Origin of the sequence: Anoxybacillus thermarum, from assembly GCF_000836725.1 — a bacterium.
Taxonomy (GTDB): domain Bacteria; phylum Bacillota; class Bacilli; order Bacillales; family Anoxybacillaceae; genus Anoxybacillus; species Anoxybacillus thermarum.
The window spans coordinates 37,543-50,860 of record NZ_JXTH01000012.1 but is presented as its reverse complement, the minus strand read 5'-3'; the positions used below and the strand labels follow the sequence as shown (position 1 = coordinate 50,860).

At 44.2% G+C, this 13,318-nt stretch carries 10 protein-coding genes and 1 pseudogene; 2 read left to right on the top strand and 9 right to left on the bottom strand.

All coding sequences use genetic code 11. The features are described 5' to 3' along the window. Positions 1–145: pseudogene (locus tag LH47_RS15060) on the top strand (UPF0236 family protein); the annotation flags it as partial. Positions 146–371: 226 nt separating this feature from the next. After that, positions 372–1,523 carry an aminotransferase A gene (locus tag LH47_RS04830; RefSeq protein ID WP_043965172.1) on the top strand — a complete coding sequence of 384 codons (1,152 nt, stop codon included), beginning with the start codon at positions 372–374 and terminating at the stop codon, positions 1,521–1,523. A gap of 9 nt (positions 1,524–1,532) precedes the next feature. Here the strand turns inward: LH47_RS04830 and LH47_RS04825 are convergent, their stop codons facing one another. The 9 genes from LH47_RS04825 to glcT all read right to left on the bottom strand — a co-directional run bounded on the left by LH47_RS04825 (position 1,533) and on the right by glcT (position 13,137). Further along, positions 1,533–2,399, bottom strand: a complete 867-nt coding sequence (locus LH47_RS04825; protein ID WP_043965170.1) for an NAD(P)-dependent oxidoreductase — start codon at positions 2,397–2,399, stop codon at positions 1,533–1,535. 15 nt (positions 2,400–2,414) lie between these two features. Next, entirely contained in the window at positions 2,415–3,182 is a 768-nt protein-coding gene (locus LH47_RS04820) for an SDR family oxidoreductase (protein ID WP_043965168.1), read from the bottom strand. A gap of 25 nt (positions 3,183–3,207) precedes the next feature. Next, positions 3,208–4,476: a GGDEF domain-containing response regulator gene (locus LH47_RS04815; RefSeq protein WP_043965165.1), complete on the bottom strand. Its 1,269-nt coding sequence runs from the start codon at positions 4,474–4,476 to the stop codon at positions 3,208–3,210. Then, a complete protein-coding gene (locus tag LH47_RS04810; RefSeq protein ID WP_043965162.1) occupies positions 4,473–5,717 on the bottom strand; it encodes a GAF domain-containing sensor histidine kinase in 1,245 nt (414 codons plus the stop codon). The genes LH47_RS04815 and LH47_RS04810 overlap by 4 nt, the downstream gene beginning before the upstream one ends. Positions 5,718–5,844: 127 nt before the next feature. Beyond that, complete coding sequence (locus tag LH47_RS04805) at positions 5,845–7,824, bottom strand: methyl-accepting chemotaxis protein (protein ID WP_043965160.1); 1,980 nt, start codon at positions 7,822–7,824, stop codon at positions 5,845–5,847. A 139-nt stretch (positions 7,825–7,963) separates the two neighbouring features. After that, a complete protein-coding gene (gene ptsP, locus LH47_RS04800; RefSeq protein WP_043965157.1) occupies positions 7,964–9,679 on the bottom strand; it encodes a phosphoenolpyruvate--protein phosphotransferase in 1,716 nt (571 codons plus the stop codon). After that, positions 9,679–9,951, bottom strand: a complete 273-nt coding sequence (locus LH47_RS04795; protein WP_326938910.1) for a phosphocarrier protein HPr — start codon at positions 9,949–9,951, stop codon at positions 9,679–9,681. The genes ptsP and LH47_RS04795 overlap by 1 nt, the downstream gene beginning before the upstream one ends. An 83-nt stretch (positions 9,952–10,034) precedes the next feature. Continuing rightward, entirely contained in the window at positions 10,035–12,047 is a 2,013-nt protein-coding gene (ptsG, locus tag LH47_RS04790; protein ID WP_043965154.1) for a glucose-specific PTS transporter subunit IIBC, read from the bottom strand. Positions 12,048–12,291: 244 nt separating this feature from the next. Next, the gene (glcT, locus tag LH47_RS04785; protein ID WP_043965152.1) at positions 12,292–13,137 is read right to left on the bottom strand and encodes a glucose PTS transporter transcription antiterminator GlcT; all 846 of its coding nucleotides are present in this window, start codon (positions 13,135–13,137) and stop codon (positions 12,292–12,294) included. Positions 13,138–13,318: the final 181 nt, after the last annotated feature.

Here is a 13,318-nt window from a genome sequence, read left to right as displayed (position 1 = left end):
GTCCAAGCGGGTTGAACAGGCCAAACGGAAGGCAGGACGGTTGTGGGCAGATGTGGTGCGTCAGAATCTACCGTGTCTGCAGCGGTCATCCGGGACGCCGATCCATCAAGCGTTGTCGGCGCTTCGGGATTTTGGTTGGGTGTAAAAAAATGGAATACAATATCATCACTTCAAGATGAGGGATGAGAGTCCAAAAGCGCTTACGATATCAATTCCTGAAAATGGTTCGCTAACTAGTGATTGACAACACCCGTAGTGAACCGAAAAAATGTTCTCCACAAAGTCTTGACTGACTCTTGACGCAAAAACACATTGCGAAACGTTCACCTTTTATTGTTTAATAGAAAGAAAATGAAGAAAGGTGAAAAACGATGATGCTTCCGATCAATGAACGTGTGCAACATATTCAACTATCTGGCATTCGCCAATTTTTTAATCTCGTTGCACAAGAAAAAGATATTATTTCGTTAACGATTGGACAGCCTGATTTTCCGACGCCGGAACATATTAAAGAAGCAACGAAGCGAGCGCTTGATGAGCAATTTACTTCTTATACGCATAATGCGGGATACTTGCCTTTACGGGAAGCGGCTTGCCGTTTTGTTGAAACGAAATATGGGCTACGCTATACAACCGATGAAGTCATCGTCACCGTCGGAGCAAGTCAAGCGCTTGATATTGCATTTCGCACCATTTTGACAGAAGGTTCGGAAGTCATTCTCCCTGCCCCGATTTATCCGGGATATGAGCCGATTATTCGTTTGTGCGGAGCCACACCTGTATATGTCGATACGCGCCAAACAAATTTTAAACTGTTAGCTGAACAAATCGAGCCGTTTATGACTGAGCGAACGCGCTGTATCGTGCTTCCATATCCGTCCAATCCGACAGGAATGACGTTAACGAGCGACGAATTGCAACAAATCGCTGAACTTGTGAAAAATAAGCCGATTTGGGTCATTTCGGATGAAATTTATAGCGAACTTGTGTTTACAGGCACGCATGAGTCGATTGCAAAATGGCTTCCTGATCAAACGATCGTCATTAACGGCGTCAGCAAATCGCATGCGATGACCGGATTTCGCATCGGTCTTTTATTTGCGCGGCAATGGGTCATTGAACATATATTAAAAGTGCATCAATATAACGTTTCATGCGCGACGTCCATTTCGCAAAAAGCAGCGCTTCAAGCGTTAACGGTCGGAATAAACGATGCACACGATATGAAAAAGCAATATGCTGAACGAATGGAATATGTGTACGACCGCCTTCGCACCATGGGCTTTCACGTACAAAAGCCGAACGGAGCGTTTTACATTTTTCCATCGATCGCAACGTTTCATCACTCCTCATTTGAGTTCGCCATAAAGCTTGCGAAAGAAGCAAAAGTAGCGGTCGTGCCGGGAAGTGCGTTTTCTACATACGGCGAAGGATATATTCGCTTGTCATACGCTTGTTCGATGGATGCGTTACAAAAAGGTCTCGATCGCATCGAGTCATATGTAAAAAAAGGTGCTCGCTAAAGCACCTTTTTACCATTCTTTATACCATTTATATAACACCTGTGTCCCGCTCTGTTCTTCTCCCCGTTCAGCAAGCGATTCATACAACTGTTTCGCAAGCTTTAGCCCCGGAAGCGACAAGCCGAGCGTTTCCGCTTCTGCGAGCGCAATGCCCATGTCTTTAATAAAATGTTTTACATAAAAGCCGGGAGCAAAATCGCCCGCAAGCATTCTTGGCGCTAAGTTGGAAAGCGACCAGCTGGATGCCGCCCCTTGTGAAATGCTTCTCAACACTCGTTCGGGATCTAATCCTGCTTTTTCCGCATAAACGAGCGCTTCGCATACGCCGATCATATTTGTCGCAATCGCAATTTGATTGCACATTTTCGTATGTTGCCCCGCCCCTGCTTCTCCTTGCCAAACGATATTTTTTCCTAAATGGGAGAGAAGCGGCATGCATGCCGAAAACGCTTCTTTATCGCCACCAACCATAATGGACAACGTGCCGTCGCGCGCGCCAATATCGCCTCCCGATACAGGCGCATCAAGAGCAAATATCCCTTTTTCTTTCGCCGCTTCGTGAATGCGTACAGCAAGCGATGGCTTAGACGTCGTAAAATCAATGACATACGTCCCGCGTTTTGCATTTGCAAGAATGCCGTCATCACCAAAGTATATGTGCTCGACATCTTGCGGCTCACCGACCATCGTCATGACGACGTCTGCCGCTTTAGCGACATCTTTCACCGTCTCTTTCCATACCGCTCCTTCTGCTAATATATCTTCTGCTTTTTGTTTTGTCCGCGTATATACGACGAGCGAATAACCTGCCCGAAGCAAATGTCGCGCCATGCTTTTTCCCATCACACCAAGCCCAATAAAACCGATCGTTTGCATATGTTTCACCTCATTTTAAATCGCTTTCACCATGCCGCCGTCCACTAAAAGCGACTGTCCTGTCATATACGTATTTTCATCGGACAATAAAAAGGCGACGACGTTCGCAAATTCTTCTGGCGTGCCGTAACGCCCGAGCGGAATCGTCGCTTTCATGCGCGCTTCTATTTCTTCTTTGCGAATGCCGAGCTTTTTCGCATGTTGTTCGTCTAAATAGGCGACACGCTCTGTCGCAATGCGTCCCGGTGCAACCGTATTAATTAAAATGCCATACGGGGCAAGCTCTTGTGCGAGCGTTTTCGTCAAGCCGACAACGCCGAGGCGAAACGTATTGGAAAGAAGCAGCCCCGGAATTGGCTCTTTAATGGACGATGAGGCGATATTGACAATTTTCCCCTTCGTCTTTTTCAAGTGCGGTAACGCCGCGCGAATAAGGCGCACGTAGCTTAGCACATTTAACTCAAACGCCCGTTGCCAATCATCGTCTGTTAACGTCGTAAACGTCCCTGTCGGCGGACCTCCGGAATTATTAACTAACAAATGGATGTCGCCAAACGTTTCTGCCGTTTTTTCTACTAACCGCTCGATCATTTCCGGATTCGTCACGTCTGTCACCGTATATGCCACCTTTCCTTTTCCGAGCGCATTTAACTGTTCGGCCACTTCGTGCAATTTCCGCTCATCGCGGCTCGCAAGCATAACATGGACGCCTTGCGAAACGAGTTTTGCCGCAATCGCTTTACCGAGCCCTTGGCTCGACGCAGCAACAATCGCTGTTTTCATTTCATCCGCCTCCTCTCACGGTATACTATTCGTTAACGACGACGCGATTCCTTCCTTCACGCTTTGCTTCATATAACGCTTCATCCGCCCGCTTTACCATTTGTTCTTTCGTCATTCCTTGTTCATATTCGCACACGCCAAAGCTGCATGTAATATGCCCGACTTTCGGAAAATGAACAGTTTCCACTAAATGACGCAACGATTCTGCTAAACGATAAGCGCCCGTTCGCGATGTCGCGGGAGCTAAAATAATAAATTCTTCCCCACCCCAACGCGCGAAAATGTCACAATCGCGCAAACGGTTCGAAATGGCTTCACACATGCGCACTAACACCGCATCACCAACGTCATGTCCGTACGTATCGTTCACTTTTTTAAAATGATCAATGTCAAATAAAATGATAGAAAATGTATGTTTGTATCGCTTCGCGCGCTGAATTTCGCGCGTAAAAAACTCATCAAACTTTAGCCGGTTAAACGTTTTCGTAAGCGGGTCTTTCGTCGCTAAAAACTCGTTTCGCTTACTTTCTTCTTCAAGTGCGGTAATGTCGGTAAAGACGACTAAATACGACTCTTGTTCATCTGGAAACGACGTCGCTTTCACTAAAAATACATGTTCTTCGCCGCGATTGCACATTAGTTTCACTTTTAAAAACGGTATGGTGCGGTCAATGAGCGGACGAATCCAACGCCTTTCCCCTTTCATATAAAAATAGCCGGGCTCATGAAGAAAATAATCGCATACGTGCGTCCGGCCGGCACGAAGCTGTTCCATTTGTTCTTTTCCGAAAAAACGTTGGAAAGATAAATTGCAATCTAACAATCGTTCTTCGTTTAAAATGCATATTAAATTTTCTTGAAAGTCGATAATGGTGCGCGTATATTGTTTTTGTTTTTCAAGCTCAAGTTCGAGCTGACGTTGATAAATGGAATGTTGCAGCGATTGCAAAAATTTTTCGTGGTCAATCGGCTTTAAAATAAAATGATTTACTCCATATTCAATGGCGCGAATGAAAAAATCGTTATCGTCATAGGCAGTCGTAATAATAATTTGCACATGCTCATCAATCGCTCGAATGTGGCGGATGAGTTCTAATCCATTCAAAAACGGCATTTTAATATCTGTGATGACGATATCAGGCCGAAACGCCATAAATAGTTCGAGCGCTTCTTGACCGTTTTTTGCTACTTTGACGTCGCGAATGCGCCGCTTTAATAAACGTGTCAACATATCACGTGCGCCCGGCTCATCTTCGACGTATAATACTTTTACATTTGTTTGTACCGCAATCATAATCCCCTTCCCCCTTTACTGCGCGGCATGCGAATCGTAAACGTCGCTCCTTTTTGCGATGATGAAACGAATAAATCCCCGTTCATTTTGGTGACAATCATTTTTGACATATATAGTCCGAGCCCTGTTCCGTCTTTTTTCGTCGTCACGTACGGTTCGAACATGCGCGCACGTATCGTTTCATCAATGCCTCCTGCATTATCTTTCACTTGAATGTAAATAAACGAGTCGTCTGCATATGTACGCACGCAAATGATTCGTCGTGCAATATCGCGCGCAACAAATTGTTCACATGCATTTGTCAACAAGTTAATCAACACTTGGCTCATTTCGTTCGGGAATCCGTACATATGCGCGCGCGTGCGATTTTCGACGTGTAAGTGAACTCCATAATGGTCTAAACTCGCTGAAATAATTTTTAGCGCTTGGCGAATGGCTTGAATGGGCCGAAAATGTGTCGCTTCTTTATGCGGTTTAAAAAAATTGCGAAAATCGTTAATTGTTCGCGACATATGTTGAATTTGGGTGAAACATTTTTGAATGGACGTGCGCAAATACGATTCATTCAGTTCCCCGTACGCATATGCTTCTTGCATATCTTGCAAAAGTAAGCCGAGCACATTTAACGGTTGGCGCCATTGATGCGCGATGTTTCTTAACATTTCCCCCATCGTCGCATAGCGCGATTGTTCGATGAGCATAAAATCTTTTTCGCGGTTTTTTCGCACTTCTTCTTCCACTTTTCGCTTCAGCATCGCGTTCATTTGTTCCATTTCTTGTTTCATCCGCTGCAATTCATGCAACGTTTGTTCTCGTTTCATCGACTCGCCAATCGTGCGGGCAATCGCCAAAAAAATGGCGCGTTCATGAGCGGGAAACGTTCTTTTTTGTTCACAATCGACGACGGTTAAAAATCCCCACCGTTCATCGTGAATAAAAATGGGAGCAATCATAAACGATTGAATGTCCCATTCTTCAAAAATGGTGCGCACATCACCTTCTAATTCATCTGTATGCCCAACGAACACATTTCCGTCATACAAATGCGCAAAACAACGGGCGTGTTCTGTGGCAAGCACGATATCATCATGCTTCAGAGGACGTGAAGAGGGTGTTTGTATATGATGAATGCGTTGTAACGTATACGTTTGGGCGGTTGTATGTAAGCGAAAAATGGCAACGCGCGTCACATGAAGCGCAATGCGCAAACTTTCTAACGCCGCCATAAGCGACTGATCCATTTCCCTCTCCTCCAAAAAAACAAATATAGGCCTTTTCTCCTAAATTTATCGTAATTCTCATGTAAAAAAAAATCAAGGAAAAAAATTGTTACAAACATAATAAAAAAGCTAGGCATCACACCTAGCTTTATACGTGGAAACGGTGAATGAGCTGTTGCAATGAGCGGCTCATATCGTTTAGCCGTTCTGCCGCTTCTGTCACCGTGCTTAACGCTTTTAATTGTTCTTCTGAGGAAGCGGATACTTCTTCAGCCGATGCAGCCGATTGTTCGGAAATGGCCGCTAAGTTTTGCAGCGCCGCAACGATTTGTTCTTTATTTTCGTTGACGTCGTGAATTTGCGTAAAAATATGTTCAATCGCTGACGTTAATTGTTCCATCATCGTTGCGATATGCATAAACGATTCGGCTGTTTCGTTGACCGCCTGTTGTTGCTGATCGTTCATTTGTTTTGTATGGTCAACCGCTTCGGTCGCCAGTGCGGCTTGTTGTTGGATGGACGTAATCGTTTGGCGAATTTGTTCGGTCGCTTGCGCCGATTGTTCTGCTAGTTTCCGCACTTCTTCGGCAACGACTGCAAACCCTTTTCCGTGCTCCCCTGCTCTTGCTGCTTCAATCGAAGCGTTTAACGCTAGCAAGTTCGTTTGCGCAGAAATATCAGTAATCGTTTGAATAATCGCACCAATTTGTTTCATTTTCGCACCTAAATCTGCAATGACCGTTTCTACTGAACGTAATTCGTTTTGCGACTCCGTCGATTTTGCTTGCAGCACATTTAGTTTTTCAATGCCCATATAGCTTGCTTCTTTTGTTTCATCAGAAAGTTGCTTCACTCGTTCAGCCGATTGCGTCACCGTACCCATTTTTTCCGATAAGTCGTTCATGCGGTCGTTCATCGCATCTAAATTGCTCGCTTGCTCGGATACGCCTTTGGCGATATCTGTTACCGCCGTTGTCACTTGCTCGCTCGTTGCCATCGTTTCTTCGGAGACAGCGCTTAAATGGTCTGCTGCGCTACCGAGTTCTGCAACGGAACGATCGACTTCGCCAATAAGTGAACGCATATGCGACACCATGTCGTTAAAGTGGCTTGTCAGCCGGGCAATTTCATCGTTCCCTTTCGGCTCGACATGCACCGTTAAATCGCCTGTCGCTACTTGTTGCACGCGCTCATTGAGCTGAATAATCGGTTTCACAATCGAACGCGATACGGCGTAAATAAGAAGCGAGGCAACGATTGTTGCGATTGCGACAACGATCCACGACGTTTTCCCGATAGTCGTTAACGTCGCTAATAAATCTTTTTCTTTATATACTGCCCCGACTTTCCAATTTAACTTTGGAATCGTCGCAAAATATAGCAATCGTTTTTCGCCATTCTCGTCGTATTCATAAGCTCCTTGTTCTTTTGCGAACATCGTTTTGACGACCGGATGGTCAGACATATCTTTTCCTTTATATTGTGGATGGACGATCGCAAATTTGTTTTGATCGAACAATATCGGATATCCGTTGTATCCGGCTTTCAACTGCTCGACTGTTTCGGCTAGCGTATTTAACGACACGTCTAAACCGATGACGCCAACGACTTGGCCGTTTTCAACAATCGCTTTAGCGATCGTGACGATATAATCATTCGTTACTGCATCGACGTACGACTCCGTCCAGATGACTTTATCTGGTGAAGCGACAGCCTCTTTATACCATGGGCGCGCCGTCGGGTCAAAATCTGGCGGCAAATCGACAGATGGCGTCGTGTACATGTTGCCGTTTGCCGTACCGATATAGGCGAGCTGCACTTTTTGATGAATGTTTAAAAATGTCGAAAATTGTTGATCAATCTCTTGCCAAAGTGGCGCATCTTCTGTTTTTGTAAACGTTTGAAAGACCTTCGTTTCGCTAAATTGCTTTAGCGCATCTTCCTGGCTGTCAAAGCTATGCTCGATATCGTCAACGAGCCCTGTCACAAGCTCCTCAGCGCGCGCTTTTGCATCATCTTTCATAACAGACGCCATTTGCACGTAGTTGACCGTTTGCGAAGCAACGAGTGCAATGACTAATAATAAGGCCATTAAACCGGTTAGTTTCATCGTTAATGAACGAAACAAAGTAGTCCCCCCTAGTAATGTCGAACGTTGTCGAAAAATTAATAAAGTTGTAGTTTTATTATAAAAGGTTTACGCCACGCTGTCTATGACCGTTCTATACCGATTTTTTCCATAAAAAAAGAACCGAAGTAATCGGTTCTTATACGTGAAACGTTTCTTTTACGAAACGAACGACTTCTTCTGCTGTCGAAAACGATAAAATATGATTTTTCACTTGTTCAGCTTCTTGTTTCGACAGTTTCTTTAATTGTGAGCGAACGCGTAAAATCGATGTGGCACTCATGCTAAATTCATCTAAACCAAATGCTAGTAAAATTGGCACAGCAAGTTGTTCCCCTGCCATTTCTCCACACATGCCAACCCATTTTCCTTCTTTATGCGCCGCTTCAATGACGTTATAAATGAGGCGCAAAATCGCTGGGTTGTACGGTTGGTATAAATATGAGACACGCTCGTTCATTCGGTCGGACGCCATCGTATATTGAATTAAGTCGTTTGTACCGATGCTGAAGAAATCGACTTCTTTTGCGAATTGATCCGCCAATACGGCAGCAGCTGGGATTTCGACCATCATGCCGACTTCAATCTCATCAGACACCGGAACGCCTTCTGCAACGAGCTTTTCTTTTTCTTCTAAAAGAATCGCTTTCGCTTGACGGAATTCGTCTAACGTCGCAATCATCGGGAACATCACTTTTAAGTTGCCGTATACGCTTGCGCGCAACAACGCGCGAAGTTGCGTACGGAACATCTCCTGCATATCTAAGCAAAGGCGAATGGCGCGGAAACCTAAAAACGGGTTCATTTCTTTTGGAAGGTCTAAATATGGCAATTCTTTGTCGCCGCCAATATCGAGCGTACGAACGACAACAGGTTTTCCTTCCATTTTTTCTAACACCGTTTTATATGCTTCAAACTGCTCTTCTTCTGTCGGCAACTCGCTTCGTCCCATGTATAAAAATTCGGTGCGGTATAAACCGATGCCTTCTGCTCCATTCGCAAGCACACCTTCGACGTCATTTGGCGTGCCGATGTTCGCCGCAAGCTCGACATGGTGACCGTCTTTCGTCATCGTTTGCTCGTGAACGAGCTTCGCCCATTCTGCTTTTTGTGCAGCAAATGCGGCACGTTTTTGTTCATATTGGGCAATGATTTCTTCTGTCGGATTCACGATCACTTCCCCGTCAAGTCCGTCAATAATGACGATGTCGCCGTTTTGAATCGTCGCTGTCGCTTCTTTCGTTCCGACGACGGCTGGAATTTCCATCGAACGTGCCATAATCGCTGAGTGGGATGTGCGACCGCCGATGTCAGTTGTAAAACCTTTCACATATTTTCGGTTTAATTGTGCTGTATCGGACGGCGTTAAGTCTTCGCCCACAATGATGACTTCTTCTGTAATCATGCTTGGGTTAGAGATCGTTACTCCTAACAAATGAGCAAGGACGCGTTTTGTGACATCGCGAATGTCCGCAGCCCGCTCTTTCATATATTCGTTATCCATCGCTTCAAACATCGCAATAAACATCGATGCGACATCATGAAGAGCAAATTCTGCATTGACGCGTTCTTGTTCAATTTTTTGTTCAACAGCTTGGACGAGTTCTGGGTCGCTTAGTACGAGTAAGTGGGCGGAGAAAATAGCCGCTTTATCTTCGCCAAGCTCTTTTAATGCGTGCGCTTGAATGGCTTTTAGCTCTTCTTTCGCTTTGGCGAGCGCTTGTTGGAAACGGCTTACTTGTTCAGCTGGGTTTTCAATCGTTTGTTTTTCAACCGTTAAATCGGGATGTTCTAAACGGTACGCTTTCGCAATGGCAATGCCATTCGATGCAGCAATCCCTTGCAGTTTTTTCATTATTGAGCTAATCCTTCTTTTGCTAGCGTTTCTGTTAATGCGTTCATCGCATCTGCTGCATCGCTACCTTCAGCTGAAATTGTAATTTGCGCACCTTGTGGAATACCTAATGACATGACACCCATAATCGATTTTAAGTTTACTTTTTTGCCGTTGTACTCTAATTGAATGTCGCTATCGAATTTGCTCGCTGTTTGCACTAACATTGTTGCTGGACGGGCATGAATGCCAGATTCTGCTGTTACTTGAAACGTTTTTTGCATATTGCTCATCTCCTCACTTTATATTTTGAAAACATAGAGGGCGAAAACCCTCTATGTTTTTTTACCGAAAAATGACGCATTTTGCAAGTAAATTATTTTTGAACGACGACAACGTCTTCGCCTTTTGTTACCGTTCCTTGTTTCGCGATTTGTACCGTTTCTCCTGCTTGCAAGTTTGTAAAAATAATTGGCGTGACGACAGAAGGAGCATGTTGTTTCACGTATGCAAGGTCAACTTTTAAAATTGGTTGTCCTTTTTTCACTGCTGCACCTTCTGATACGAGCGCTTCAAATCCTTGACCGTTTAATTTCACCGTATCAATCCCGAAGTGGATGAGCACTTCACGACCTGTGTTTGATTGAATGCCGATCGCATGTTTTGTCGGGAACACGTTCACGATCGTTCCGTCTACTGGCGATACGACTGTCCCGTCTGTCGGCTCAACCGCAAAACCGTCGCCCATCATTTTTGTTGAAAACACTTGATCTGGCACTTCAGAAAGTGGAACGACTTTTCCTGTTAACGGCGATGCGACTTGTTCAGTTTCTCCCGTCGCTTGCACCGCTGGTTTCGCCTTTTCTACTGCTTTTGTCGGCACGCGCCCTTCCATAATGTCTTTAATTTGTGTTTTTAAAATATCTGATTTCGGTCCGAAAATCGCTTGAATGTTGTTGCCGACTTCTAATACGCCTGCTGCCCCGAGCGATTTTAAACGATCTTTATCGACATGTTGAATGTCGTTGACAGATACACGCAAACGTGTGATGCACGCATCTAAATGGGCGATATTTTCCTTTCCGCCAAGCGCCGCTAAAATTTCGTGCGGAAGTTCGCCTGCGTCTGCTGAAGCTGTCGTTTCTGTCGTTTCTTTTTCACGACCTGGTGTTGCTAAATCCCATTTGCGAATCGCAAAACGGAAGCCGAAGTAGTAAATGACCGCAAACACAAGACCGACCGGAATGACGAGCCACCATGCTGTACGCCCCGGCAACACACCGAATAGTAAGTAGTCGATCACACCACCAGAGAACGTCATACCGATTTTGACGTTTAATATGTGCATAAGCATAAATGATAAACCAGCGAAAATCGTATGAATCGCAAACAATGCCGGCGCAACGAACAAGAATGAAAATTCAATTGGTTCTGTAATTCCTGTTAAAAACGATGTTAACGCGGCAGATGCCATAATCCCTGCAACAACTTTTTTGTTTTCTGGACGCGCTTCATGATAAATCGCAAGCGCCGCTGCTGGTAAACCGAACATCATGAACGGGAATTTTCCTGTCATAAACGTACCCGCTGTTAGTTCGGCACCGTCTTTAATTTGTTCGAAGAAAATGCGTTGGTCACCGCGTACGAGTTCGCCTGCTTTGTTTACGTATTGACCGAACTCAAACCAGAACGGTGAGTAGAAAATGTGGTGTAAACCGAACGGAATTAATGCACGCTCGATAACACCGAAAATAAATGCAGCTAACGTACGGTTTGCGTCAATCATATTGTGCGAAAATGCGTTTAAGCCGTGTTGAACAGGCGGCCATAGCCACGTCATCGCAATACCGAGAATTAACGCGGATGCAGCGGTTACAATTGGAACGAAACGCTTTCCTGCAAAGAAACCTAAATAAGATGGCAATTCAATGTTAAAGTATTTGTTGTACATATACGCGGCTAAAATACCGACGATAATCCCGCCGAATACCCCTGTTTGCAACGTCGGAATACCTAAGACGTTTGCAAACGATGGATCTGTGCCAATTTGATCGGATGTGACACCTAAAATGACGCTCATTGTTACATTCATGACTAAGTAGCCAATGATTGCTGCTAAACCAGCAACCCCTTCACCGCCAGCTAATCCGACGGCAACCCCAACCGCGAATAAAAGCGGCAAGTTCGCAAACACAATCCCACCGGATTGCTCCATCACTTTTGCAACCATTTCAACCCAGCCTGTTTCTAACGCTGGAATTTTTTCGATTAATGCTGGGTTTTGCAATGCGTTACCAAACGCAAGCAAAATACCTGCTGCCGGTAAAATCGCAACGGGAAGCATAAGCGCTTTACCGACTTTTTGTAACGTACCAAACGCTTTTTTCATATAAAACCCTCCTTCATCGTGTTAAGGTTTGCAACAAACGGCATATTCATGCATGAAAAGTAGATGAAGTGAAACGTTAGACGTCTAACAAATGTAAGCATTTGCAAATAAGGGAAAACAAAAAGGCATGAGCAAAGAATGACAGAAAAAGGGTATTATGTAACGAACGTTTCGTTACACCACTTTTCTTGCCTTCTTTACTCATGCCTGATCGAATCAGTAACACGTAAAGATAAGTGCCCATTTATTCACTTTTTCCAGTTAACCGCTGCAAATGCAACGTTAAATATACTGCTTCTGCTTCATCTACCGGAAGTTGCAACGTTTGCTGCATAATTTTTATGAGCTTCCACGACAAATTATAACATAGTGGGTACGTCTCTTTCAATATGTTTGATAATTTTTTTGGCTCTTCAATTTTTTCTCCTTTTTTTACTCGCTCAATCGCATAGCGCAAATGACGAACAAACCGTAAATAATGAATGCTTTCACGATCAATGCGAATGTCGAGCTGTTCTTCGACGACGGAAACGAGCCGAGAAATCAATTGCGAATGTTGATTCACCTCCGACAGTTGATGATTTGTTAACGCACTATGAATGTGTAACGCGATAAAACCAATTTCTCCTTCGGGGAGTTGAATGTGCAATCGGTCATTTAACATATTCACTACTTCGGTAGCGACGTCATATTCAAGCGGATATAAACTTTTCGTTTCAACTAAAAATGGATTTTTAATATCCATTCCTTGTTCTAATCGCTTGATTGCGAACAAAATATGGTCCGTTAAGGCGACGTGAATATGTTCATTTAACGGACTGTTCGTTCGTTTTCGGATATGATAAATGATGTCGTTCATTAAGCCGATAAATTCCTCATCGACATGTGGCAACAACTTTTTATATTGTTCTTGTTCACGCTCATTTTTTAAAATAAACCATTTTTCAACGCCGTTTTGTTCGATGACATCCCCCTTCTTTTTGCCAAAGCCGATGCCTTTGCCGATGAGTACGACTTCATCGTACATTCGATGCGAGGCAATGAGCACGTTGTTGTTTAATATTTTTTCAATGCGAAACGATTGTTCCACGTCTAGTTCGCTCCTTTAAAAACGTTTACATTACTTTCAATGTTACGAAACGAACGAAGCAACGTCAATGGAAATGCGATGTTTTTTGTCAAGACAGCTGTGAACGTTTTTTTACAATCAAGCATTTCAATTGCACAAATGCGTTTGTTCGATTAAACTTTTGTTCATGACGAAATGGAAA

Excerpts from the sequence above, each read along its gene's own strand:
- LH47_RS04830 (WP_043965172.1), top strand. The coding sequence starts at position 372 with ATGATGCTTCCGATCAATGAACGTGTGCAACATATTCAACTATCTGGC.
- LH47_RS04825 (WP_043965170.1), bottom strand. The coding sequence starts at position 2,399 with ATGCAAACGATCGGTTTTATTGGGCTTGGTGTGATGGGAAAAAGCATG.
- LH47_RS04820 (WP_043965168.1), bottom strand. The coding sequence starts at position 3,182 with ATGAAAACAGCGATTGTTGCTGCGTCGAGCCAAGGGCTCGGTAAAGCG.
- LH47_RS04815 (WP_043965165.1), bottom strand. The coding sequence starts at position 4,476 with ATGATTGCGGTACAAACAAATGTAAAAGTATTATACGTCGAAGATGAG.
- LH47_RS04810 (WP_043965162.1), bottom strand. The coding sequence starts at position 5,717 with ATGGATCAGTCGCTTATGGCGGCGTTAGAAAGTTTGCGCATTGCGCTT.
- ptsP (WP_043965157.1), bottom strand. The coding sequence starts at position 9,679 with ATGAAAAAACTGCAAGGGATTGCTGCATCGAATGGCATTGCCATTGCG.
- LH47_RS04795 (WP_326938910.1), bottom strand. The coding sequence starts at position 9,951 with ATGAGCAATATGCAAAAAACGTTTCAAGTAACAGCAGAATCTGGCATT.
- ptsG (WP_043965154.1), bottom strand. The coding sequence starts at position 12,047 with ATGAAAAAAGCGTTTGGTACGTTACAAAAAGTCGGTAAAGCGCTTATG.